At 72.7% G+C, this 23457-nt stretch carries 24 protein-coding genes; 14 read left to right on the plus strand and 10 right to left on the minus strand.

Annotation, left to right across the window (positions count from 1 at the left end; genetic code table 11):
* Positions 1 to 3: 3 nt before the first annotated feature.
* The 7 genes from ABZ865_RS20445 (at position 4) to ABZ865_RS20475 (ending at position 6096) form a co-directional block, all read left to right on the plus strand.
* On the plus strand, positions 4 to 321 hold the full coding sequence (locus ABZ865_RS20445) for a PAAR domain-containing protein (protein WP_361231900.1): 318 nt from the start codon (positions 4 to 6) through the stop codon (positions 319 to 321).
* Entirely contained in the window at positions 321 to 743 is a 423-nt protein-coding gene (locus tag ABZ865_RS20450; RefSeq protein ID WP_361231902.1) for a GPW/gp25 family protein, read from the plus strand. Before ABZ865_RS20445 ends, ABZ865_RS20450 begins: the two co-directional genes overlap by 1 nt.
* Positions 743 to 2704, plus strand: coding sequence for a putative baseplate assembly protein (locus ABZ865_RS20455; RefSeq protein WP_361231904.1), 1962 nt, complete (start codon positions 743 to 745; stop codon positions 2702 to 2704). Before ABZ865_RS20450 ends, ABZ865_RS20455 begins: the two co-directional genes overlap by 1 nt.
* Positions 2701 to 3267, plus strand: a complete 567-nt coding sequence (locus tag ABZ865_RS20460; protein ID WP_361231906.1) for a phage tail protein — start codon at positions 2701 to 2703, stop codon at positions 3265 to 3267. Before ABZ865_RS20455 ends, ABZ865_RS20460 begins: the two co-directional genes overlap by 4 nt.
* Positions 3268 to 3805: 538 nt before the next feature.
* Complete coding sequence (locus ABZ865_RS20465) at positions 3806 to 4762, plus strand: zinc ribbon domain-containing protein (RefSeq protein WP_361231908.1); 957 nt, start codon at positions 3806 to 3808, stop codon at positions 4760 to 4762.
* A 63-nt stretch (positions 4763 to 4825) separates the two neighbouring features.
* A complete protein-coding gene (locus ABZ865_RS20470) occupies positions 4826 to 5722 on the plus strand; it encodes an NAD(P)-dependent oxidoreductase (protein WP_361231910.1) in 897 nt (298 codons plus the stop codon).
* 98 nt (positions 5723 to 5820) lie between these two features.
* Entirely contained in the window at positions 5821 to 6096 is a 276-nt protein-coding gene (locus tag ABZ865_RS20475) for a DUF1876 domain-containing protein (RefSeq protein WP_361231912.1), read from the plus strand.
* Positions 6097 to 6142: 46 nt separating this feature from the next.
* On the opposite strand, the gene ABZ865_RS20480 is transcribed toward ABZ865_RS20475, so the two are convergent.
* The 6 genes from ABZ865_RS20480 to ABZ865_RS20505 all read right to left on the minus strand — a co-directional run bounded on the left by ABZ865_RS20480 (position 6143) and on the right by ABZ865_RS20505 (position 11038).
* Positions 6143 to 7303, minus strand: a complete 1161-nt coding sequence (locus ABZ865_RS20480; RefSeq protein WP_361231914.1) for a serine hydrolase domain-containing protein — start codon at positions 7301 to 7303, stop codon at positions 6143 to 6145.
* 73 nt (positions 7304 to 7376) lie between these two features.
* Positions 7377 to 7835, minus strand: coding sequence for an organic hydroperoxide resistance protein (locus ABZ865_RS20485; protein ID WP_361231916.1), 459 nt, complete (start codon positions 7833 to 7835; stop codon positions 7377 to 7379).
* Between the two features lie 105 nt (positions 7836 to 7940).
* Positions 7941 to 8426, minus strand: a complete 486-nt coding sequence (locus ABZ865_RS20490) for a MarR family transcriptional regulator (RefSeq protein WP_361232288.1) — start codon at positions 8424 to 8426, stop codon at positions 7941 to 7943.
* Positions 8427 to 8452: 26 nt separating this feature from the next.
* Positions 8453 to 9244 (minus strand): ABC transporter ATP-binding protein, encoded by a 792-nt coding sequence (locus tag ABZ865_RS20495; protein ID WP_361231918.1) that lies wholly within the window; start codon positions 9242 to 9244, stop codon positions 8453 to 8455.
* Positions 9232 to 9993 carry a cobalt ECF transporter T component CbiQ gene (gene cbiQ, locus ABZ865_RS20500; RefSeq protein ID WP_361231921.1) on the minus strand — a complete coding sequence of 254 codons (762 nt, stop codon included), beginning with the start codon at positions 9991 to 9993 and terminating at the stop codon, positions 9232 to 9234. Before cbiQ ends, ABZ865_RS20495 begins: the two co-directional genes overlap by 13 nt.
* A 1-nt stretch (position 9994) precedes the next feature.
* Entirely contained in the window at positions 9995 to 11038 is a 1044-nt protein-coding gene (locus ABZ865_RS20505; protein WP_361231923.1) for an energy-coupling factor ABC transporter permease, read from the minus strand.
* 147 nt (positions 11039 to 11185) lie between these two features.
* Between ABZ865_RS20505 and ABZ865_RS20510 the strand changes: the two genes are divergently transcribed.
* Positions 11186 to 11530, plus strand: coding sequence for an SsgA family sporulation/cell division regulator (locus tag ABZ865_RS20510; RefSeq protein WP_361231925.1), 345 nt, complete (start codon positions 11186 to 11188; stop codon positions 11528 to 11530).
* Here the strand turns inward: ABZ865_RS20510 and ABZ865_RS20515 are convergent, their stop codons facing one another.
* The 3 genes from ABZ865_RS20515 to ABZ865_RS20525 all read right to left on the minus strand — a co-directional run bounded on the left by ABZ865_RS20515 (position 11531) and on the right by ABZ865_RS20525 (position 16804).
* Positions 11531 to 13192, minus strand: a complete 1662-nt coding sequence (locus ABZ865_RS20515) for a penicillin-binding transpeptidase domain-containing protein (protein ID WP_361231927.1) — start codon at positions 13190 to 13192, stop codon at positions 11531 to 11533. It abuts the gene before it with no gap.
* 96 nt (positions 13193 to 13288) lie between these two features.
* On the minus strand, positions 13289 to 14929 hold the full coding sequence (locus tag ABZ865_RS20520; RefSeq protein ID WP_361231929.1) for a penicillin-binding transpeptidase domain-containing protein: 1641 nt from the start codon (positions 14927 to 14929) through the stop codon (positions 13289 to 13291).
* A 132-nt stretch (positions 14930 to 15061) separates the two neighbouring features.
* Positions 15062 to 16804, minus strand: a complete 1743-nt coding sequence (locus tag ABZ865_RS20525; protein WP_361231931.1) for a phospholipid carrier-dependent glycosyltransferase — start codon at positions 16802 to 16804, stop codon at positions 15062 to 15064.
* 116 nt (positions 16805 to 16920) lie between these two features.
* Between ABZ865_RS20525 and rsmI the strand changes: the two genes are divergently transcribed.
* The 6 genes from rsmI to ABZ865_RS20555 all read left to right on the plus strand — a co-directional run bounded on the left by rsmI (position 16921) and on the right by ABZ865_RS20555 (position 22770).
* The gene (gene rsmI / locus ABZ865_RS20530; protein WP_361231933.1) at positions 16921 to 17769 is read left to right on the plus strand and encodes a 16S rRNA (cytidine(1402)-2'-O)-methyltransferase; all 849 of its coding nucleotides are present in this window, start codon (positions 16921 to 16923) and stop codon (positions 17767 to 17769) included.
* Between the two features lie 238 nt (positions 17770 to 18007).
* Positions 18008 to 18409: a hypothetical protein gene (locus ABZ865_RS20535; protein WP_361231935.1), complete on the plus strand. Its 402-nt coding sequence runs from the start codon at positions 18008 to 18010 to the stop codon at positions 18407 to 18409.
* Between the two features lie 75 nt (positions 18410 to 18484).
* Entirely contained in the window at positions 18485 to 19375 is an 891-nt protein-coding gene (locus ABZ865_RS20540; protein WP_361231937.1) for a TatD family hydrolase, read from the plus strand.
* A 125-nt stretch (positions 19376 to 19500) separates the two neighbouring features.
* Entirely contained in the window at positions 19501 to 20907 is a 1407-nt protein-coding gene (locus ABZ865_RS20545) for a ubiquitin-like domain-containing protein (protein ID WP_361231940.1), read from the plus strand.
* 76 nt (positions 20908 to 20983) lie between these two features.
* A complete protein-coding gene (gene rsmA / locus ABZ865_RS20550) occupies positions 20984 to 21880 on the plus strand; it encodes a 16S rRNA (adenine(1518)-N(6)/adenine(1519)-N(6))-dimethyltransferase RsmA (RefSeq protein ID WP_361231942.1) in 897 nt (298 codons plus the stop codon).
* Complete coding sequence (locus tag ABZ865_RS20555; protein WP_361231944.1) at positions 21877 to 22770, plus strand: 4-(cytidine 5'-diphospho)-2-C-methyl-D-erythritol kinase; 894 nt, start codon at positions 21877 to 21879, stop codon at positions 22768 to 22770. Before rsmA ends, ABZ865_RS20555 begins: the two co-directional genes overlap by 4 nt.
* 5 nt (positions 22771 to 22775) lie before the next feature.
* On the opposite strand, the gene ABZ865_RS20560 is transcribed toward ABZ865_RS20555, so the two are convergent.
* Positions 22776 to 23369, minus strand: coding sequence for a Uma2 family endonuclease (locus ABZ865_RS20560; protein WP_361232292.1), 594 nt, complete (start codon positions 23367 to 23369; stop codon positions 22776 to 22778).
* Positions 23370 to 23457 lie beyond the last annotated feature (88 nt).

Below are 23457 nucleotides of genomic sequence, written 5' to 3' on the forward strand. Positions count from 1 at the left end.
CGCATGCCGGCCGCAGCCCGTACCGGCGACCCCACCAACCACGGCGGGGTGATCGCCACCCCGCCGCCCGCCGCCGCCAGGGCGGTGGCGACCGTGCTGATCGGCGGCCGCCCCGCCGCCGTCGTGGGCAGCGTGCACACCTGCGTGGTACCGCCGCACGCGGCCCTGGGACCGGGCAACGTGATCATGCCCAACCCGGCCGCGGCCACCACCGGCACCGTCCTCATCGGCGGGTTGCCGGCCGCGCGGGCACGCGACCGGACGACGTGCGGCGCCATGATCGTGACCGGCGCCCCGAACGTCGAGATCGGCGGTGTGTGATGAGCGAGCGGTTCATCGGCCGTGGCTGGGCGTTCCCGCTGCGGGTCGGGCCGACCGGCGGCATCGCCATGGTCGAACGGGAGCGGGAGATCGAGGAGGCGATCCGCCTGGTGCTCGGCACCGCGCCCGGCGAGCGCCCCATGCGTCCCGAGTTCGGCTGCGGCATCCACGACTACGTCTTCGCCCCCGGTGACGGCGCCACCGCCGGACGCATCGCGCAGCAGGTGCGCGAGGCCCTGGAACGGTGGGAGCCGCGCATCGCGGTGGACGAGGTGGTGGTCGCCTTCGACGCGGTCGAGGACGGGACCCTCTACATCGACGTGCACTACACCGTGCGTTCCACCAACGACCGGCGCAACCTGGTCTTTCCCTTCTACACGATCCCCTCCGAGGAGGGGGCCGAGGAAGCGGGCGCTGACTGATGGCCCTGCCCTCCCCGAACCTGGACGACCGGCGCTTCCAGCAACTCGTCGACGAGGCGAAGCGGTACGTGCAGCAGCGCGCCCCGGAGTGGACCGACCACAACGTCTCCGACCCGGGCGTCACCCTGATCGAGACGTTCGCCTACCTCGTGGACCAGCTGCTGTACCGGCTGAACCGGGTCCCGGACAAGAACTACACCGCGTTCCTGGACCTGTTGGGCATCCGTCTGTTCCCGCCGACCGCAGCCGGCGCCGACGTCGACTTCTGGCTCTCGGCACCGCAGCCCGACACGGTCGCGCTGCCCCCGGGCACCGAGGTGACCACCGCGGGCGGCGAGACCGACGAGGCCGTGGTGTTCACGACCACCGACGAACTGCGCATCGTCCCCAGCGAGTTGATCCGCCTGCTGACCGCACACCGGTCCGGCCAGCAGACCGACCGGACCGCCGTGCTCGCCGAGGGCCACGACATCCCCTGCTTCCAGGCGGCACCGGAGCCGGGCGACGCGGTGCTGTTCGGGCTGCCGACGGCGGTGCCGCGCTGTGTCGTCGCGGTGCGCCTGGACAGCCGCGTGGAGGGCGTCGGCGTGGACCCGCGCCAGCCCCCGCTCGTGTGGGAGGCCTGGGACGGCGGCGGCTGGCAGCGGTGCGAGACCGGCACCGACACCACCGGCGGGCTGAACCGGCCCGGCGAGGTCATCGTGTACGTACCGGCCGGGCACACGGCGTCGGTGATCGGCGGGACCCGGGCCGGCTGGCTGCGCTGCCGGGTGACCGAGGCGGAGCCGGGCCAGCCGTTCTACTCGGAGTCCCCGACGGTGCGCGAGGCGGCCGTGTTCACCGTGGGCGGCACCATGTCCGTCGAGCACGCGGAGACCGTGACCAATGTGCCGCTCGGCACCTCGGAAGGGGTCTCGGGGCAGATCTTCCGGCTCGGCCGCCCGCCGGTCCTCCTCGACGGCGAGCCCCCCGTGGTGGAGGTGTCCTCGGCCGAGGGGTGGCAGCGCTGGGAGGTGGTGGAGCACTTCGGCCGCTCCGGTCCCACCGACCGGCACGTCCGCGTGGACGCCACCACCGGGGAGTTCACCTTCCCCCCGGCGCTGCGCGAACCCGACGGCACGCTGCGGCAGTGCGGCGCCGTACCGCCCAAGGGCGCCCACATACGGGTGGCCCGCTACCGCACCGGCGGCGGCCCGGCGGGCAACGTCGCCCGCGGCGCGATCTCCGTGCTGCGCAGCTCCGTTCCGTACGTGGCCCAGGTCACCAACCGGGAGGCGGCCCGGGGCGGCGTCGCCGGGGAGACCGTCGCCAACGCCAAGCTGCGGGCGCCGGAGGCGCTGCGGATGCAGGAGCGCGCGGTGACCGCCGAGGACTACGAGATCATCAGCCGCCAGGCCGCGCCCTCGGTACGCCGGGTCCGCTGTCTGCCCGCCGCGGACGGTCCGGGCGCGGTACGGGTCCTCGTGGTCCCGGACGCGGTGGCCGACGAGGGCGACGACCGGCTCCGCTTCGAGCAACTGATCCCCTCGGACCAGGTGCTCGAGGCGATCACCACGAGCCTCGACGAGCGGCGCCTGATCGGCACCCGCCTCGTGGTGGAGCCGCCGGTGTACCAGGGCGTCACCGTGGTGGCCCGGCTCGCGGCGGCGCCGGGCGACACCGACCGGGTGCGCGACGCGGCGCTCGACGCGCTGTTCCGGCACCTCAACCCGCTGAACGGCGGTCCGGACGGCACCGGGTGGCCGTTCGGTCGGCCGGTGCAGTACGGCGACGTCTTCGGCGTCCTGCAGCGCGCCACCGGCAACGCGCTGGTGGAGGAGATCCGGCTGTTCCCCGCCGACCCGGTCACCGGCCGGCGCGGCACCCCGTCGGACCGCATCGACGTGGCCCCGGGCGCGCTGGTCTTCTCCTACCAGCACCAGGTGGTCGTCACGGCCGTCGATCCGGAGGCACGGGGATGAGCCGCGCCGCCGTGCCCGGCCTGCCGAGCAGGTACCCGATCGGCGAGCAGCTGCCCGCCCTGTACGCCGACGACGACTTCGCGCAGCGCTTCACCGCCGGTCTGGACACCGTCCTCGCCCCGGTGTTCGCGACCCTCGACAACCTGCCCGCCTACCTCGACCCGCGGGTGGCCCCGGCCGACTTCCTGGCCTGGCTGGCGTCGTGGGTGGGCGCCGCGGACGACCCGCGGTGGCCCGTGGAACTGCGCCGCGAGGCGGTCGTCCGCGCGGTGGAGCTGCACCGGTGGCGCGGCACCAGGCGTGGCCTGGTCGAGGCCCTGCACCTCGCGCTCGGCGTGCACGCCGAGGTGACCGGCGACGGCGGCGCGACCTGGTCGAGCAGCGCCGGTGCCGGGCTACCGCCGGATCCGGGCGCCGAGGTCCTGGTCCGGGTGTGGCCGGCCCGCGAGGCGCGGGTGGACGTGGTCAGGGTCCGCGAGATCGTCCGGGCCATGTGCCCGGTGCACACGGCCTTCCGGGTGGAGGTCCTGCCCGGCCCGCCCGCCGACGACGAACGGAGGTGACGTCATGCGCGCGTGTCCCGCGTGCGGGGCGTCCAACGGCCCCACGGACGACTTCTGCGGCAACTGCGGCGCATACCTGGGCTGGTCCGACTCCAGCTCACCCTCGCCGGCGGCCCCGGAGCCGTCCGCGCCGAACACATCTCCAGCGCCGGGGCCGTCGGCTTCGGGTACGCGTGCGGCACTGGGGCCGTCGGCCTCGGGTACACCTGCCCCGCCGGAGCCGTCGCCCCCGTCCTCGGAGCCTCCGTCCGAGTCCGCCTCCGCGTCCGAGTCCGCCTCCGCGTCCGCGCCCGCCTCCGCGCCCGCGCCCGCCTCCACGCCCACCCCGGCGCCCGCCGCGCGCACCCGCACCTCATCGTTGCGCGACCGGCTGACTGGCCGCGGCCGCGGCGAGCAGAGGGAGCCGAGCGCACCGGATACCGGGGGCTCAGGCTCCGGCGCCGCCCCCGGCCGCACCGAGACCACCCCACCGCCCCAGTCCGCCGCGAACGAACCGCCCGCAACCCGCGACCCCGCCGCTGCCACGACGAACGAACCGATGGCCGCCGACGGCGAGGACGCCCCACAGGGGCCACCCGCACCCGACGACGAAATCCGCACGGGTGGTGCGGGTGGGAACAACCCGGCCGAAGGCGAAGCCGAGGCCGCCGTACCCCCCACCGCACCGGCACCGACCATCCCTGCCCGCACGCCGCAGGCACCGGCACCGGCACCGGACCCCATCGGACCCGTACGCCCCGCGAAGCCCGTGGCCCCCCGCCCCGTCGTACGACCCGTGGCGGCGCCGGACGAAGGGGCGGGGCGGCCCTGCCCCGCCTGCGGGACGCTCAATCAGCCGGGACGCCGGTTCTGCCGGCGCTGCGCGGCCGAGCTGACGCCCGCGGCGAAGCCCGCACCGCTGCCGTGGTGGCGGACGGTATGGCCGCTGCGCCGCCGGACCCGGGCGGGCTCGGGCCGGGCGTTCCGGTTCTTCGTGATCCTGTCCGTGGTGCTGGCCCTGTGCACGGGCGCCTTCCTGCTGCTGCCGGCCGGACGCGCCCTGTTCGAGGACACCCGGGACAAACTGGGCAAGGCCAAGCCGGTGACCCCGGCCGGCGTCAGGGCGAGCGCCGAGGTGCGCGGGCACCCGGCGACGGACACCATGGACGGGCTGACCAACCGCTACTGGGGCGCGCCCGGGCCGGGCGCCTCGGTGACCTACACCTTCCGCGACCCGTTTCGGCTGGTCGACGTGATCATCACCAACGGCGCGTCCTCGTCCCCGGAGGAGTACGCCCGCCAGGCACGCGCACTCCAGCTGGACATGGAGGTGACGACACAGGACGGCGAGGAGCATCACAAGAAGGTCACCCTCAGCGACAAACCGGGCCCCCAGACGATCCCCACCGGGATCAGCGACGTGAGGACGGTGCGCCTGGTCCTCCGCTCGCCCGTGGGCCTGACCCCCGGCCGTCACCTCGCGCTGGCGGAGGTGGAGTTCTTCCAACGGAGCTGACCTCGTCCGTACGAAGATGATCTCGGACGACAAGGGCAGGAACCGTACGACAGGGAGCCGTCAATGACCGACAAGCCGACCGTCAGTGTCCTGGGCACCGGCATCATGGGTGCCGCCATGGCCCGCAACCTCGCCCGCGCCGGACTCGACGTCAGGGCCTGGAACCGTACCCGCGCGAAGGCCGAGCCGCTGGCCGCCGACGGGATCCGGGTCACCGACACGCCCGCCGAGGCCGTCGACGGCGCCGACGTCGTGCTGACCATGCTGTACGACGGCAACACCGTCCTGGACGTCCTGCGCGAGGCGGCCCGGGCGCTGCGCCCCGGCATGGTGTGGGCGCAGTGCACCACCGCCGGGATCGAGCTGGTCGGCGACCTGGCCGGCTTCGCGGGCGAGCACGGGCTGGTCTTCTACGACGCCCCCGTCCTCGGCACCCGCCAGCCCGCCGAGGCCGGTCAGCTGACCGTGCTGGCCGCCGGGCCCGAGGAGGGCCGGGGGACCGTCACCCCGGTGTTCGACGCGGTCGGCGCCAAGACCCTGTGGACCGGCGACGACGGGGCCGCGGGCAGCGCGAGCCGGCTGAAGCTGGTCGCCAACAGCTGGGTCCTCGCGGCCACCGCGGCGGCCGGTGAGGTGCTCGCCCTCGCCAAGGCCCTCGACGTCGACCCGCAGGACTTCTTCGATCTCATCGAGGGCGGCCCGCTGGACATGGGGTACCTGCGGGGCAAGGCCGCGCTGGTGCTCGACGGGAAGCTGACCCCGGCCTCGTTCGCCGTGGCCACCGCCGAGAAGGACGCCCGGCTGATCGTGGCGGCGGGCGAGCGCGGCGGCGTACGGCTCGACGTCGCCGCGGCGGCCGCCGAACGCTTCGCCCGGGCCGCCGCCCAGGGCCACGCCCAGGAGGACATGGCCGCGGCCTACTTCGCCAGCTTCGACGAGAAGTCCGAGCCCGGTAACTGAGGAACCGAGAATCCGGCCGGCATTGGCGCCCCGATCGACATGACGTTCCCCGCGTGCGGAGAGACCCTGGAATCAGCGGTTCTCCGGAGGTGATCGAGATGATGCACACCGCTGTGGGATGGCATGTCGAGATGGAGTTCAAGGAGGACGAGACGCACACGCGTGCCGTCGCCCTGTTGCGCTTGCCCGACGGCACCGAGGTCCGGGCCCACGGGCACGCGAGCCGTCACCGCGTCGACGAGAACCAGCCCCGCGTCGGCGAGGAGATAGCGGGCGCCCGCGCCCTCAACGAACTGGCCATGCAACTGCTGACCAAGGCCCACGGGGAGATCGACGCGGCGTCCGGACGGATCTCACACCCGATCAACGTGTGACGCGGCGGCCCGTCGCGGGGCCGCCCTCATACGTCACGCGCACACGTCACGCGAGTGCCGCACGCACCGCGCGCACCAGGGCCTGCGCCCGCGGGTCCGCCGTCACGCTCTTGCGGAAGCCGTTGGTGACATAGCCGAAGGCGATGCCCGACTCCGGGTCGGCGAAGGCGAGGGCGCCGCCCCGGCCCGGGTGGCCGAAGGAGCCGGGGGAGAGCAGCGGGGACGCGCTGCCGTGCAGCATGTAGCCGAGGCCGAACCGGGTGCCCACGACGAGCACCCGGTCCGGTCCGGCGGACCGCTCGGCGCGGGCGAGTTCCATGGTCGCCGGGGTGAACAGGCGGGTGCCGCCGTCCACCTCGCCGATGAGCGAGGCGTAGAAGCGGGCCAGGCCGTCGGCGGTGGCGATGCCGTTGGAGGCGGGCAGCGCGGCGGCGCGATAGAGGGGTGCGTTCTCGTCCGGGAGCGGCGTGATCGCGGCGAAGGCGCGGCGGGTGAGGGAGCCCGGGTCGGCGTAGGCCTCGGCGACCGCACGCTTGGGGCGGGTCCTCAGGGCGCCGGAGGTCTCCGGCGGCTCCACAGCGCCGACGCGGCCCGCACGCGCCTGCTCGGCGTCGGGCAGTCCGAGCCACAGGTCGGCGCCGACGGGCGCGGCGATCTCGGTGGCGATCCACTCGCCGACCGGCCGCCCGGTGATCCGCCGGACCAGTTCCCCGGTGAGCCAGCTGTAGGTCTGCGCGTGGTAGCCGTGGTCCGTGCCCGGCTCCCACACCGGCGCCTGTGCCGCGACGGCCGCGGCGCCGAGGTCCGGGTCGACGGCCTCCTCGGGGGTCAGGGGGCGGTCCAGCACCGGCACACCGGCGCGGTGCGCGAGCAGGTGCCGGACGAGGGTGTGCTCCTTGCCGGCCGCCTTGTACTCGGGCCAGTAGGTGCCCACGGGGGCGTCCAGGTCCAGCTCACCGCGCTGGTGCAGCAGCAGGAGCGCGGCGGCGGCGACGCCCTTGGTCGCGGAGCGCACGATCTGTGCGGTGCCGGGCTCCCAGGGCGCGGTGCCCTCGACGTCCCGGGTGCCGGCCCACAGGTCCACGACCTTGCGGCCGTCCCGGTACACGGCGACGGCCGCCCCGCGCTCGCCGAGCAGCGCGAAGTTCGCTGCGAACGCCTCCCTGACCGGCTCGAAGCCCTCGGTCACAGTGCCGTTCACGTCCACGTCCGTCGTCCCTTCCGAGTGCCTGCGACAGTGCCTGGAACACCGGCTCCGCGCCTGCGATTCCTCGGTGGGATCAGCCGAGCACGATCGTTACGTCGATGTTGCCTCGGGTGGCGTTCGAGTACGGGCACACCTCGTGCGCCGCGTCCACCAGCTTCGCCGCGATGTCCCGGTCCAGGACCGGCAGGGAGACGCTGAGGGCGACCGCCAGGCCGTAGCCGCGCTGCCTGTTGGGGCCGATGCCGACCTTCGCGGCCACCGTGGAGCCGGTCAGGTCGTAGCCCGCGCGGTTGCCGACGAGGATCAGCGCGTTGTGGAAGCAGGAGCTGTAGCCGGCCGCGAACAGCTGCTCCGGGTTGGTGCCGTTGCCGTCGCCGCCCAGCTCCGGGGGCATCGCGACCTTCAGCCCGAGCTGTCCGTCCTGACTGGTGACATGGCCGTCGCGGCCGCCGTGGGCGGTGGCCTCGGCGACGTACATGATCTTCGTCGGACGGGTGTCCACGGTGGTGTCGACAGCTGCGGTGTCGGGCATGGCCGGCCTTCCCAGATCAAGTGGTGCACAAGTACATCGCGCACAAGGTACTGGCCGGTCGGTCGGCCTCCGGCGGCAGGGGTGGCAACCGCGGGTAACCCGAGATCAGCGGCGGTCGGCCGCCGTGTGGGCGCGTTCGGTGAGCCTCCACAGCTCCTCGCGCAACCGCGCGATCTCCTGCACATCGAGCCCCGTGGTGGTGAGCAGGGCGCCCGGCACGCGCGCCGCGCGCTCCCTGAGCTGCTCCCCGCGCCCGGTGCAGGCGACGAGCACCGAGCGCTCGTCGTCCGCCGCGCGCTCCCTGCTCACCAGACCCGCCGCCTCCAGCCGCTTCAGCAGCGGCGAAACGGTGCCGTAGTCCAGACGCAGCGCACCCGCCAGCTCCTTCACGCTGGTCTCGCCGCGCTCCCAGAGGACCAGCAGCACCAGGTACTGCGGGTAGGTGAGCCCTAGGTCGTCGAGGAGCGGACGGTAGGCGGCGGTCACGGCGCGCTGGGCGGCGTAGAGCGCGAAGCACAGCTGGTCGTCCAGTCGCAGCGACCCCGCGGCGGCCCCGTCCTCGTGCCGGGGCTCGTCCCGGTTCTCGTCCAGGCTCTCGTCCCGTTCGTCTTGACGCGTCACGCGCCCATTGTCACGGACCGCGGGTCGAATCCGAACGGCAGCTCCAGCCGGTGCGCCCGCATCAGGGTGTCGTCGGAGAGCAGCTCGCCGGTCGGGCCGTCCGCCGCGATCACTCCGTCGCTGAGGATCAGCGAGCGCGGGCACAGCTCCAGGGCGTACGGCAGGTCGTGCGTGACCATGAGGACCGTCACGTCCAACGAGCGCAGGATGTCGGCGAGTTCGCGCCGGGAGGCCGGGTCCAGGTTGGAGGACGGCTCGTCCAGGACGAGGATCTCCGGCTCCATCGCGAGCACGGTCGCGACGGCGACCCGGCGGCGCTGACCGAAGGAGAGGTGATGCGGCGGCCGGTCGGCGAACTCCCGCATGCCGACCCGCTCCAGCGCGGTGCGCACCCGCTCCTCCAGCGCGGCTCCCTTGATCCCGGCCGCCGCCGGGCCGAACGCCACGTCCTCGCGCACGGTCGGCATGAACAGCTGGTCGTCGGGGTCCTGGAAGACGATGCCGACCTTCTGCCGGATCTCCGCCATGTGCCGCTTGCCGACGGGCAGCCCGGCCACGGTCACGCTGCCGGTGCCCCCGCCCAGGATGCCGTTGAGGTGCAGCACGAGGGTGGTCTTGCCGGCGCCGTTCGGGCCGAGCAGGGCGACCCGTTCGCCGCGCGCGATCGAGAAGTCCACGCCGAACAGGGCCTGGTGGCCGTCGGGGTAGGCGAAGGCGAGGCCGGAGACCTCGAGGGAAGCGGGTGCGGTCACAGGGGGCACGGGGGTCACAGCGGTCACAGGAACCATCCCAGCAGACAGACGACGAGGGCGGCACAGGGGAGGGCGAGGGCGTACGACCACTGCGCCCGGGACGCGGTCACCTCGTCGATGACCGGCATCGAACCGGCGTACCCCCGGCTCACCATGGCCAGGTGCACGCGCTCCCCGCGCTCGTAGGAGCGGATGAACAGCGCGCCGGCGGACTTGGCGAGCACCCCCCAGTGCCGTACGCCCCGCGCCTCGAAGCCGCGCGACTCACGGGCGATCCGCATCCGGCGCATCTCGTCGGTGATGACGTCGCCGTAGCGGATCATGAAGGAGGCGATCTGCACGAGCAGCGGCGGCAGCTTCAGCCGCTGCAGCCCGAGCAGCAGCTCACGCAGCTCGGTGGTGGCGGCCAGCAGAACGGAAGCGGCCACGCCGAGGGTGCCCTTGGCAAGCACGTTCCAGGCGCCCCACAGGCCGCTCACGCTCAGCGACAGGCCGAGGACATGGACTTTCTCGCCCTCCGCCACGAACGGCATGAGCACCGCGAACGCGACGAACGGCACCTCGATCAGCAGCCTCCTGAGCAGGAAACCGGCGGGCACGCGCGCGCGGTGGGCGACGTACGCGAGCAGGAGGGCGTACGCCGCGAACGCCCACATCGCCTCGCGCGGGGTCGACACCACGACCACGACGAAGGCGAACGCGGCGGCCAGCTTGGTGTGCGGCGGCAGGGCGTGCACGGGCGAGTGCCCGTGCCGGTAGAGCCGGTGCGCGTGTCCCGCTCCCATGTCAGAGCCCCGTGTTCGCGGGGGAGACGTCCGTGCCGCGGCGCCGGCGGAGGGCCCAGAACACCGCGCTGCCCGCCACGACCGTGACCCCGACGCCGATCACGCCCGCGAGGCCGCCGGACAGCCGGGCGTCGGAGACGCTCTTGACGCCGTAGCCCGCGAGCGGGGAGTCCTCCGAGGCGTGCTTCCCGGTCTTCTTGTCGATGCCCTGGTCGTGCGCGACCTTCTCCAGGCCGTCGGGGCTGGCCGAGGCGTAGAAGCTGACGAATCCGGCGAGCACCAGGGAGGCGACCAGGCCGGTGATCCACAGCGTGCGCCGGGAGGTGCGCGCCGCCACGGGCGTCGCGGGCGCGGGAGCGTCCACCAGCGCGCCGTTCACACGCAGCTTCAGGCGCTGCCGGAGGCCGCGCGCTCCGTGCACCAGGTCGGGGCGTACGGCGATGACGGCGCCCACGGTGAGTGCGGTGATCACGGCCTCGCCGATGCCGATCAGCACATGGACCCCGATCATCGCGGTCGCCACCTTGCCGATGGCGACGTCGGTGGTGCCGCCGATCGCGTAGATCAGCGTGAAGACGACGGCGGCGGCCGGCACCGAGACCAGCGCGGCGACGAAGGACGCGACCGTGACCGAGCGCCGCTTGCGGGGCAGTACGGCGAGCAGCACGCGGAAGACGGCGTACGACACCACGGTCGTGACGATCGCCATGTCGGTGATGTTCACGCCGAGCGCGGTCAGCCCGCCGTCCGCGAACAGCACCCCCTGCATGAGCAGCACGACCGACACGCACAGCACGCCCGTGTACGGCCCGACGAGGATCGCGGCGAGCGCCCCGCCCAGCAGATGGCCGCTGGTGCCGGCGGCCACCGGGAAGTTCAGCATCTGTACGGCGAAGATGAACGCCGCCACCAGCCCGGCGAGCGGAGCCGTCCGCTCGTCCAGCTCACGGCGGGCCCCGCGCAGGCTCACCGCGAGGGCGCCGGCGGCGACCACTCCGGTGACGGCGGAGGTGGGAGCGTTGATGAATCCGTCAGGTACATGCACCGTACGATTTTAAAGGCTTGTTGCGAAGGGTTTGCAAGAGAGAGTGGCTCTCGCATCTCGGTGGTGTAAACCGGAAAATATGGGACATTAGATGGAAAGCGGATGCTCGGCCTCCGCATAGGTCACTGAACGTGAGAGGGCGGTCCGATGTCTGTAGTCGAACAGTACGCACGCGCCCATATCGTCACGGACGAGGACGAGGAAGACCCGGGGGCCGTGCCCGTCGTGCTGCGATACGATCCCGACGCCGACCCGCGGTCGGTCCGGTTCGGGCTGCCCGGACCGCACGAGTGGACCTTCTCGCGCGCACTGCTGGAGCGGGGGCTGCGGGCCCCGGCGGAGAGCGGCGACGTACGGGTGTGGCCGTGCGGGCGCGTCCAGGCCGTCGTGGAGTTCCACTCCGCGCACGGCGTGGAGGTCGTGCAGTTCGACACCAAGGCGCTGATCAGGTTCCTGCGGCGGACCTACACGGCCGAACCGGTCCGGAGCTGATCAGCCGCCCATCTTCAGCAGTGCCGCGACGATCGGCCCGGCCGTGTCGCCGCCGTGGCCGCCCGCCTGGACCACGCCCGCCGCGGCGAGATCGCCCCGGTACGCGGTGAACCAGCCGTTCGGCATCTTCTGCCCGTCGACCTCGGCCGAGCCGGTCTTGGCGCCGTTGTCGCCGCCCACGCCCGCCATCGCCTTGGCCGCCGTGCCGTACGCCGCCGTGTACTGCATGACCTCCTTGACCTGGGCCCTGGTCTTCGCCGACATGGTGCGCGCGGCCGTCGCCAGCGTCCGGTGGTCCACCGTGGGGGACACCAGGTACGGCTGGTGGAAGGTGCCCGCCTGCACGGTCGCCGCCACCGAGGCCATGTTCAGCGGGTTCATGCGCACCCCGCCCTGCCCGATCAGCGAGGCGCCCATCTGCGCGCCGCTCTGCACCGGGATCGCGCCGTCGAACGTCGGTACACCGATGGCCCAGTTGTTCATGCCGAGGCCGTAGACCTGCTGGGCCTCCTTCGTCAGGTCGCTGTTCGACAGCTTCGGCGCGAAGTTGATGAAGGCGTTGTTGCAGGAGGCCCCGAAGCTCAGCTTGAAGGTGCCCTTCTTGATCTCGGAGTCGGCGTCGTTGTGGAAGGTCCAGCCGGCGAGCTTGTACGTCTTGGGGCAGGGGTGGGAGGCGCCCGGGGTGACGAGGTTCTTCTCGAAGAGCATCGTCGACGTCACGATCTTCATCGTGGAGCCGGGCGCGAGGGAGCCCTGGAAGGCGACGTTGAAGCCGTGCTCGCTGTTGGCGACCGCGAGGATCTCGCCGGTCGACGGCCGCAGGACGACCACGGAGGCGCGCTTGCGCGAGCCGACCTGGCGCTCGGCCTCCGCCTGGACGGCGGGGCTCAGCGTGGTCCGCACCGTGCCCGGCGTGCCCTTGCTCAGCTCCGCCAGGGTCTTGTCGGACAGGCCCGCCTTCTCCGACGCCTTGCCGCGCACCACGCGCAGCTCGATGCCCGCCTTGCCGCCCGCCGTCTTGCCGTACTTCTCGCGCAGCCCGTCCAGGACCGTGCCCAGCGAGGGGTACTTGGCGGTCGTCAGCTCGCCGCCGTCGCGGTCCAGCGCCTTGACGGGCGGGGTGCCGGACTCGCCGGTGACGAGCGTGTCGTCGTCCTTCAGGTCGGGCTGGACCACGGCCGGCTGCCAGCTCACCAGCGGCTTGCCGTCGCTCTTGCGGCGCACGACGGTCAGCGAGCTGTCGTACGCCAGCGGCTTGGCGAGGTCCTGGTACGACACCGTCGCCTTCACCGCGAACGGCACCTTGGTGCCGGTCGCCGCCCCGGGGGTGAGCGTGAGGTTCTTGAGGTGGGCGTCCTTGGCGACGCCGGTGAGCAGGGCGGTCGCGGCGGACGGGTCGTCGGTCGCGGCCGCCGCCTCGCTGACGCGGCCCTGCCGCCAGGCCGTCAGGAAGCGCGCGGACACCGTCCGCACCTCGGCCGCGGTCGGCGGGCCGGTCGGGATGTTCCGGTGGTGGGCGGAGGTCTGCTCGTCGGCCGACGCCCCGCCGTCGTAGAGCACGTAGGCGCCGAGCCCGGCGGCGGCGACCACCAGGGCGATCATCCCGCCGAGCACGACGGGTCCGGTTCTCCGTCGCTCGGCGACGCGCCTTCTCTTGCCCACTTCCTCAGTTCCTCCGCGCTTTCCCCAGGGTCCCCGCAGCCCTCACATTCCCCAACGACGGCACCCACCCTAGAGTCCCGACCTGTACGAGTGATCTCAGCCCGCACTCCGTAGCACTCTTGCGACAATCGGCCCGGCCGCGTCGATGCCGTGTCCGCCGTCCTGGGTCATCGCGGCGGCGGCGACGTCGCCACGGTAACCGGTGAACCAGCTGTTGGACTTCGCCTGCCCGTCGACCTCCGCCGAACCGGTCTTCGCGCCGATGTCGCCGCTCAGCCCGGCCATCACGCCCGCCGCGGTGCCGCTGTGCGCGGTGCGGTTCATCATGGCGCGCAGCTGCTGGACGGTGCTCGAGGACAGCCCGCGCGCGTGTGCCGGTTCCCGGTGGTCCAGGGACAGCGGCACGATCACCGGCTGCCGGAAGGCGCCGGTCATCGCGGTCGCCGTCACCGAGGCCATGTTCAGCGGGCTCATCTGCACCTGGCCCTGGCCGATCAGGTTGGCCGCGGTGTCCGGGCCGCCGGAGGCGGGGACCCGGCCGTCGAACGAGGGCACCCCGACCTGCCAGTTGTTCTGCCCGAGCCCGAACCGGTCCTGGGCCTCCTTGGTCAGCGAGTCCACCTTCACCTCGTCCGCGAACTTCACGAACGCCGTGTTGCAGGACCGGGCGAAGCTGTCGGAGAGGGTGGCGTGCTCGTTCGGCGTCAGGCCCTTGAGGTTCTGGAAGGTCTGGCTCTGCCAGACCGCCGACGGCGGGCAGGGCGCCGGGCCGCTCGCGGTGGTCAGGCCGCTGTCGATGAGGGTGGCGGCGCTGATGATCTTCATGGTGGAGCCGGGGGCGAGTTCGCCGAGGAAGGCCGCGTTGAAGCCGTCCTCACGGTGGTTGGCGACCGCCAGGACCTCGCCGGTGCTGGGCTTGACCGCCACCACGGAGGACTCCGAGTACGTGCGCACCGCCGTCTCGGCCGCCGCCTGCGCGCTCGCGCTGAGCGTGGTGCGCAGCTTGCCCGGCCTGCCCTTGGCGAGGGTGAGCAGGGTGGTGTCGGCGGCGCCCTCCCCGTCCGCCGTGCCCGTGTGCCGGATCACCAACTCCACTCCGGGCCGGCCGCCGGTCCGGTCGCCGTACCGTTTCCGCAGCTCGTCCAGGACCGGACCGAGGGAGGGGTACTTCTCCTTCGTCAGCACGGCGCCGTTGCGGTCGAGGGCCTCGATCTGGGGCGCCGCCGACTCACCCGTCGTCAGCGTGTCCCCCTTCCGCAGCTGCGGATGGACGACGGAGGGCTGCCAGTCGACCAGCGGCCGGTACGAGGACTTGCCGCGTACGACCGTCAGCTCGCTCGCGTAGCCGATCGGCCGGGACTTCCCGTCGTACGACACCGTCGCCTTGACGGTGAAGGGCACGGTCGTGCCGGTGGCCGTACCGGGCGTGATGTGCACCTGGGCGATGTGCGCGTCACCGCTGTACGCCGTCAGCAGCTCCTGCGCCGCCTCGGGGAAGTTGGTGTACGTCGCCGCCTTGGCCGCGTCACCCTTCTCCCAGGCGGCGAAGAACGCCTTCGTGGTCGCCTCGACCTCGGAACCGCTCGGCGGCCCGGTCTTCACCACGGGGTGGTCCGCGCTCGCGGTACCGCCGTCCCCGCTCAGTGCGGACGCGATGTTGTAGAGCCCGTAACCGGCCCCGCCCACCAGCGCCGCGCACACACTTCCGACTACGGCGACCTTGACTCCCTCGGCCATGGCGCGCGTCCCCTCCCCGTGTCCCCGTTGGGCGCCTGCCTCACCCGTTTCCTGAACGCGTTCAAAAAGCAGGCTGCGCAAGCACTGTAAGCGGTTGCGGGGCTCCTGTGACGGGAGTTGTCAAAACCGTGATCAGACCCAGGTGTCCAGCCACATACGTGAACGCCAGGAGTCGATCGGGATGGCCGTGCCGGTGTACAGCGGCCAGAAGTAGACGAAGTTCCACGCGATCAGCAGCACCAGCACGCCCGCCGCCGAGGCGCCGACCACCCGACGGGTGTCGCTGGAGCCCGGCGGGCCGACGATCGCGCCGATCATCATCGCCACCGCCAGGCACAGGAACGGCAGGAAGACGACCGCGTAGAACAGGAAGATCGTCCGCTCCTGGTACATGAACCACGGCAGGTAGCCGGCGGCGATCCCGCAGGCGATGGCGCCGGCCCGCCAGTCGCGCCGGAAGGCCCAGCGCCACAGCACGTACAGGGTCGCGAAGCAGGCCAGCCACCACAGCACCGGCGTGCCGATGGCCAAAACCTCCCGGGCGCACTTCTCGGTCGCGTCGGACGGGCAGCCGTCGGCGCCGGGAGCCGGGGACTCGTAGAAGTACGACACCGGGCGGCCCAGCACGAGCCAGCTCCACGGGTTGGACTGGTAGGTGTGCGGGGACGACAGGTGCACGTGGAAGTTGTAGACCTCGTGCTCGTAGTGCCACAGGCTGCGCAGCCAGTCCGGCAGGAAGGTCCAGTGGCCGCCCCTGCCGTCGGTCACGGCCCAGTTGCGGAAGTAGCCGCCGGTGCCGTCGGTGGGGGACAGGATCCAGCCGAGCCAGGACAGCACGTACACGGCGATCGCCAGCGGGAACATGGCGAAGGCGACGACCGCGTCGACCAGGCTCGCGAGGTACGGGCGCCGGCCGCCCGCCACCTTGCGGGCGCCGACGTCCCAGAGCACCGTCATCACGAAGAACGCGACCAGGACGTACAGGCCGTTCCACTTGGTGCCGATCGCGAGACCGAGCAGCACACCGGCCGCCAGGCGCCAGGGGCGCCAGAAGAGGAAGAAGTTGTCCGTGGCGTGCGCGTCCGGGCGGGCACGGCCGTCCGCGTCGATGGGCAACGCGGCCGCGAGCCGGGTGCGCGCGTAGTCCCGGTCGATGACCAGGCAGCCGAACGCGGCCACCACGAAGAACATCAGCACGCCGTCGAGCAGCGAGGTCCGGCTCATCACGAAGTGCAGGCCGTCCACCGCCATCAGCGCGCCCGCCAGACAGCCGAGGAACGTCGAGCGGAACAGCCGGCGGCCGATCCGGCACAGGAGCAGCACGGACAGGGTCCCGAGCAGCGCGGTCATGAACCGCCAGCCGAACGGGTCGAACCCGAACATCAGCTCGCCCAGGCCGATCACGTACTTGCCGACCGGCGGATGCACGACGTACGCCGCGTCCGTCGGGACGGCCAGGTGCCCGTGCGTCTGCAGGACCAGGTCGTTGGCGTTCTTGTCCCAGTTGACCTCGAAACCGCGGTGGACCAGCGCCCACGCGTCCTTCGCGTAGTACGTCTCGTCGAATATCACCGCCCGCGGGCTGCCCAGGTTCCAGAACCGCATCAGGCCCGCCATCAGCGTCACCAGCAGCGGGCCGCCCCACCCCGACCAGCGCGTGAGCCGGTCCGCGAGAAGCGGCGGCAGGCCCAGCACCTGCCACAGCCGCGGGCCGGGCGCGGCGTACGGCGGCACCAGCCGGTCGCGTACGTCGCCCGTCGGCGCGTCCGTGGCCGGCGCATAGCCGAATCGGCGCAGCCGCTGCTGCCACGACGGCCGCTGCTGGTGCGGTGCCTGGCCCTGCCGGAGGTCCGTGGAGGACGCGGTACTGGTCACCGCGCCATCGTAGGGAACCGTGCTGTGTGAGTCCCGTGCATGCGCCGACCCGGTCGGGAAGACGCCGGATTCCGGTGGTGTCCCGTGTCCCCGGGAACCCCTGGGAGGATGGGGGCGTGACTGGAACCCTTGTCCTGGCAGGTACCCCCATCGGCGACATCGCGGACGCGCCGCCCCGGCTCGCCGAGGAGCTCGCGGGCGCCGACGTCGTCGCCGCCGAGGACACGCGGCGGCTGCGCCGGCTCACCCAGGCGCTCGGCGTGACCCCCAAGGGCCGCGTGGTGTCGTACTTCGAGGGCAACGAGTCCGCCCGCACGCCCGAGCTGGTCGAGGAGCTGCTCGGCGGCGCGCGGGTGCTGCTCGTCACGGACGCCGGGATGCCGTCGGTCTCCGACCCCGGGTACCGGCTGGTCGCCGCCGCCGTCGAGAAGGACATCAAGGTCACCGCCGTGCCCGGGCCGTCCGCCGTGCTCACCGCGCTCGCCCTGTCCGGGCTGCCCGTCGACCGGTTCTGCTTCGAGGGCTTCCTGCCCCGCAAGGCGGGCGAGCGGCTGTCCCGGCTGCGGGAGGTCGCCGGGGAGCGGCGCACGCTCGTGTACTTCGAGGCCCCGCACCGGCTCGACGACACCCTCGCCGCCATGGCCGAGGTCTTCGGCGCGCAGCGGCGGGCCGCGGTGTGCCGGGAGCTGACCAAGACGTACGAGGAGGTGCGGCGGGGGCCGCTCGCGGAGCTGGCGAGCTGGGCCGCGGAGGGGGTCCGCGGGGAGATCACCGTCGTGGTGGAGGGGGCGCCCGAGGCCGGGCCCGAGGAACTCGACGCGGAGGAGCTGGTGCGGCGGGTTCGCGTCCGCGAGGAGGCGGGCGAGCGGCGCAAGGAGGCGATCGCCGCGGTGGCGGTGGAGGCAGGGGTGCCCAAGAGGGTCGTGTTCGACGCTGTGGTCGCTGCGAAGAAGGCGGGCGACTGAGGCCTGGATGAGGCGGGGACATGCCCTCTGAGCAGGGGTGTTCTCGACTGAGCGGCCACCCCATGCGGGGGCAAAGCGGAGGGGCCCAAGGCAAAGGGCGGCTCCCCCCAGCGGAGCGCTTTGGCAAGGGACCGCCAAAACGGGTCCAACAGTCGACAGGAGTGCTGCGTTCGTGCTGGTGAAGGCGTCCACTGGTTGAAGAGACGCACCCGTCCCCCGTTTCAGGGGAGGAGCTGGCATGAGTGAGATCGCAGGGCAGACCGGCCTCCGAGGCATGGCCACCGCCGTCGTTCACGAGTCGTACGCGTTCGCCTGCATGAGGTGCGGGCACGGCTGGGAGCAGTCGTACGAGATAGAGCACCACACCGACGCCGACGGGCAGGAGTTCGTCCTGTACGTGGCCGACGGCCGGGTGGTGCCGTCGCCGCTGAGCCGTCCCCGCTGCCAGAACTGCGACGGCCACGTCGTACGGATCATGCGCGCGGGACAGGTGTCCTCCGTGCGCAGCGCGGCCGAGCGGCAGCACCGCCCCGTGGCGCAGGCGGGCCCGGCGGACGTGGACGTGCCGGAGCGGGCCGGGGAGCCGCACCACTGGCATCTGTCCGATCTCCTGCACCCCTTCCAGCGCAGGGCGAGCTGAGGGCGGAGCACCGGCGCGGAGCACCAACGCGGAGCACCGGCGCTCGAAGGCGTGCCCTTTTCGTAGGATCGGAGCATGCCTTCGAACGCCGCCGCCAAGGGCGACAAGAACGCGGCACCGCCGCTCCCGGCGCCCCTCGGGGTGCCCGTCGCCGACTCCCACACCCATCTCGACATGCAGTCCGGCACGGTCGAGGAGGGCCTCGCGAAGGCCGCGTCGGTGGGCGTGACGACCGTCGTCCAGGTCGGCTGCGACATCAACGGATCGCGGTGGGCCGCCGAGACCGCGGCCGCGTTCGAGAACGTCCACGCCGCCGTCGCCCTGCACCCCAACGAGGCCCCGCGCATCGTCCACGGCGACCCCGACGGCTGGTCGAGGCAGGGCGCGCGTGAGCCCGGCGGCGACGCGGCCCTCGACGAGGCGCTCGCCGAGATCGACCGGCTGGCCGCCCTGCCCCAGGTGAAGGGCGTCGGCGAGACGGGGCTGGACTACTTCCGCACCGGACCCGAGGGCAAGGCCGCCCAGGAGCGCTCCTTCCGCGCCCACATCGAGATCGCCAAGCGGCACGGCAAGGCCCTGGTCATCCACGACCGCGACGCCCACGCCGACGTCCTGCGCGTCCTGAAGGAGGAGGGCGCCCCCGAGCGCACCGTCTTCCACTGCTACTCCGGCGACGCCGAGATGGCCGAGATCTGCGCACGCGAGGGCTACTTCATGTCCTTCGCCGGCAACGTCACCTTCAAGAACGCCCAGCACCTGCGGGACGCCCTCGCCGTCGCCCCGCTGGAGCTGGTCCTCGTGGAGACCGACGCGCCCTTCCTGACCCCGGCCCCGTACCGCGGCCGGCCCAACGCCCCCTACCTGATCCCGGTCACCGTGCGCGCGATGGCCCACGTGCGCGGCATCGACGAGGACGCGATGGCGGCCGCGCTGGGCGCGAACACCGCCCGCGCCTTCGCTTACTGACCGCCACTGACCGCACATTCGAACGCGCAACAGTACGTAGTCGCGTCGCTTTGGAGAGTGACGACCGCTCCGCTAGGTTCTGGTGGCCCGATCCGGACCCCTCTGGCTCCCTGGAGCGTGTCGGCGTGAGCAAGTCGCAGTTCGAGACGTACGACTCGTACGGCCATGACGCCTCCGTGCACAGCGCGGAGACGCTGCCCGGGATGTACGAGGACACCTACCGGCCCGCCTACGAGGCCGAGGCGTACTTCGTCACCGAGCCGGTGCTGCCGCCGCCGAGGCCTGTGACGAGCTGGCCGGACGCGCCCGGACCGGATGTGCCCGAAGCGGACGTACCCGCACCGGACCTGCCGGAATCGGTGGCCCCGGAGCCCAATGCGCCCGAGGAGCCGGGCGGGCGGGGCGCGCGCCGGCGCAGGGCGCGTTCCGGGGAGCGGCCGGAGTCCGCGGTGCGCCGGCTGCTGCCGCAGGCGCTCGTCGTGGCCTTCCTCGCCGGCGGCACCACCGCCTTCGTCGCCAAGGACAAGGCGGTCGAGCTGAACGTCGACGGCACACCGCGCACCCTGCACACCTTCGCCGACGACGTGACCGAGCTGCTCGCCGAGGAAGGCGTACGGGTGGGGGCGCACGACATGGTCGCGCCCGCCCCCGGCACCCCGCTCGCCAGCGGCGACGAGATCGCGGTGCGCTACGGCCGCCCCGTCCGGCTCACGCTGGACGGCGAGCGGCGCGAGGTGTGGACGACGGCGCACACGGTGGACGGGGCGCTCCGGGAGCTGGGAGTGCGCGCCGAGGGCGCGTACCTCTCGACCTCGCGCTCGCGGAACATCGGGCGCGCCGGGCTCGCGCTGGACGTGCGCACCGAGCGCGCCGTCACGCTCATGGCGGACGGCCGCACCCACACCATCCGCACCAACGCGGCCACCGTCCGCGAGGCCGTCGAGGAGGCCGGGATCACCCTGCACGGCCAGGACACCCTCTCCGTGCCGCCCGGCAGCTTCCCGCGCGACGGGCAGACGGTGACCGTGCTGCGGGTGACCGGCACCCGGGAGATCCGCGAGGAGCAGATCCCGTTCCACGTGGAGCGCACCGACGACGCCACCCTGTTCAAGGGCACCGAGGTCGTCGACCAGCAGGGTGAGCCCGGGCTGCGCCGGGTCACCTACCTCCTGCGCACGGTAAACGGGGTCCAGGAGAAGCCGCGCCCGGAGGGTTCCGAAGTGGTGCGCGGGCCGCGGAAGCGGGTGGTGCGCGTGGGCACCAAACCCCGGCCGAGCTCCGTACGGGGCGCCGACGACCTCAACTGGCACGCCCTGGCCGTCTGCGAGTCCGGCGGCCGCCCCGACGCCGTCGACCCCTCCGGCACGTACGGCGGCCTCTACCAGTTCGACACCCACACCTGGCACAGCCTCGGCGGCACGGGCCGCCCCCAGGACGCCTCGGCGGCGGAGCAGACGTACCGAGCGAAGAAGCTGTACGTACGCCGGGGCACGACCCCTTGGCCGCATTGCGGGGCACGGTTGCACTCCTAGGCCACCAGGCCACCAGGCCACCAGGCCACTGGGCCACCTGGCGATCCCCCCACGCTCACCCCCGTACCCTTGTCCCGTGAGCAGCCCCACCCCCGACGCCCTTCTCGGACCCGCCGACATCCGTGAGCTGGCGGCAGCCCTCGGCGTACGGCCCACCAAGCAACGCGGCCAGAACTTCGTGATCGACGCCAACACGGTCCGTCGTATCGTCCGCACCGCCGAGGTCCGCCCCGACGACGTGGTCGTCGAGGTCGGCCCGGGGCTCGGCTCCCTCACGCTCGCGCTGCTGGAGGCCGCCGACCGCGTCATCGCCGTCGAGATCGACGACGTACTCGCGGCAGCGCTGCCCGCGACCGTCGCCGCCCGCATGCCGGAGCGCGCCGACCGGTTCGCGCTGGTCCACTCCGACGCCATGCACGTCACCGAGCTGCCCGGCCCGCCCCCGACGGCGCTCGTGGCGAACCTGCCGTACAACGTCGCCGTCCCCGTGCTGCTGCACATGCTCGACACGTTCCCGAGCATCGAGCGGACGCTGGTGATGGTGCAGTCCGAGGTCGCCGACCGCCTCGCCGCCACCCCCGGGAACAAGGTGTACGGCGTTCCGTCCGTGAAGGCGAACTGGTACGCCGACGTCAAGCGGGCCGGCGCCATCGGGCGCAACGTCTTCTGGCCCGCGCCGAACGTCGACAGCGGCCTGGTCTCCCTGGTCCGGCGGGCCGAGCCGATCAAGACGACGGCCTCCAAGCGGGAGGTCTTCGCGGTGATCGACGCGGCGTTCGCGCAGCGCCGCAAGACGCTGCGGGCGGCGCTCGCCGGCTGGGCCGGCTCCGCGGCGGCCGCCGAGGCGGCGCTGGTCGCGGCCGGTGTCTCGCCGCAGGCGCGCGGGGAGGCGCTGACGGTCGAGGAGTTCGCCCGGATCGCCGAGAACAAGCAGCACAGCGAGCCCAAGCAGCAGAGGGAGACCGGTAAGTGAGCGTCACCGTACGCGTCCCGGCCAAGGTCAACGTCCAGCTCGCGGTCGGCGCGGCCCGCCCCGACGGCTTCCACGACCTCGCCAACGTCTTCCTCGCCGTCGGCCTCTACGACGAGGTCACCGTCACCCCGGCCGACGAACTCCGCGTCACCTGCGAGGGCCCGGACGCCGACCAGGTCCCCCTGGACCACACCAACCTCGCCGCGCGTGCCGCGATCGCGCTGGCCGAGCGGCGCGGCATCGAGCCCGCCGTGCACCTCCACATCGCCAAGGACATCCCGGTCGCCGGCGGCATGGCGGGCGGCAGCGCGGACGGCGCGGGCGCGCTGCTCGCCTGCAACACCCTGTGGAACGCCGGCGCCTCCCGCGCCGAACTCCTCGCCATCTGCGCCGACCTGGGCAGCGACGTGCCGTTCAGCCTCATCGGCGGTGCGGCGCTCGGGGTCGGGCGCGGCGAGCAGTTGACCACCCTCGATGTCGGGGGCAGCTTCCACTGGGTCTTCGCGATGGCCGAGCGCGGCCTGTCCACCCCGGCGGTCTTCCGCGAGTTCGACCGGCTGGCGGAGGGGCGGGAGATTCCCGAGCCGGTGGCTTCGGCGGACCTGCTGGATGCGCTGGCGAAGGGTGACGCGCAGGCGCTGGCCGCCGCCGTCTCCAACGACCTCCAGCCCGCCGCGCTGTCCCTGTTCCCCGAACTGGCCGACACGCTGGACGCGGGGCGGGGGGCGGGTGCGCTTGCGGCGCTGGTCTCCGGTTCCGGGCCTACGACGGCGTTCCTCACGCGCGATGCCGAGTCGGCGGAGAAGGTGGCGGCGGCCCTGAGGGCGTCGGGGACGTGCCGGGCGGTGCGGGTGGCCTCCGGCCCAGCGGCTGGGGCGACGGTGCTCTGACCGGCTCAGAGCTTGTCGATGGCGGTCAGGTCGATGTCGATGTCGTAGGGGACGCTGACCTTGACGTGGTCGTGATAGATACCGGTCAGTGCATAGGTGCCGGTGGCCTCGCCGCGTTCGTAGACCTGGACCACCGGGTGGTTGTCCTGGCCCGCCATGTCGACCAGCCAGTAATGCGGGATGCCCGCAGCGGCGTACTTGTGCGGCTTGTAGTCGCGGTCGCGAGCCTCGGAGTCCGGTGACACGACTTCGACAGCGAGCAGGACATCGGCGACCTGGTAGTAGGTCTGCTCCGGGCCCTTGACGGCTTCCGCGCGGACGACCGAGATATCCGGCTCTGGCCCATTGCGACGGTCGATGACGATGGTCATCTCACGGCGGACTCTCAGTTCCCTGGGCGCGGTGCGGCGCAACTCGCTCACCAGCAGGTCGATGACAATGCTGTGGAAGTCCCGCTGGGCACTCACGAAAACCAGGCTCCCGTCGATCAGCTCGGTGTGCGGCGGGAGATCCGGCAGCGTGAACAGGTCGTCCACGGTGTAGCCGTCCGGGGGCGGCACCGGCCAATGGTGGCGGTGCTCTGCGGACTCGGCGGTCATGGTTCCTCCCATGGACGGGATCCTGCTGCCTGCCCTCCACGGTAGCGGCCGTATCCCGATCACGTCATCACAAAGAGTGACCGCCCCC

The sequence above is a fragment of the Streptomyces sp. NPDC047085 genome, from assembly GCF_040643735.1.
Taxonomy (GTDB): domain Bacteria; phylum Actinomycetota; class Actinomycetes; order Streptomycetales; family Streptomycetaceae; genus Streptomyces.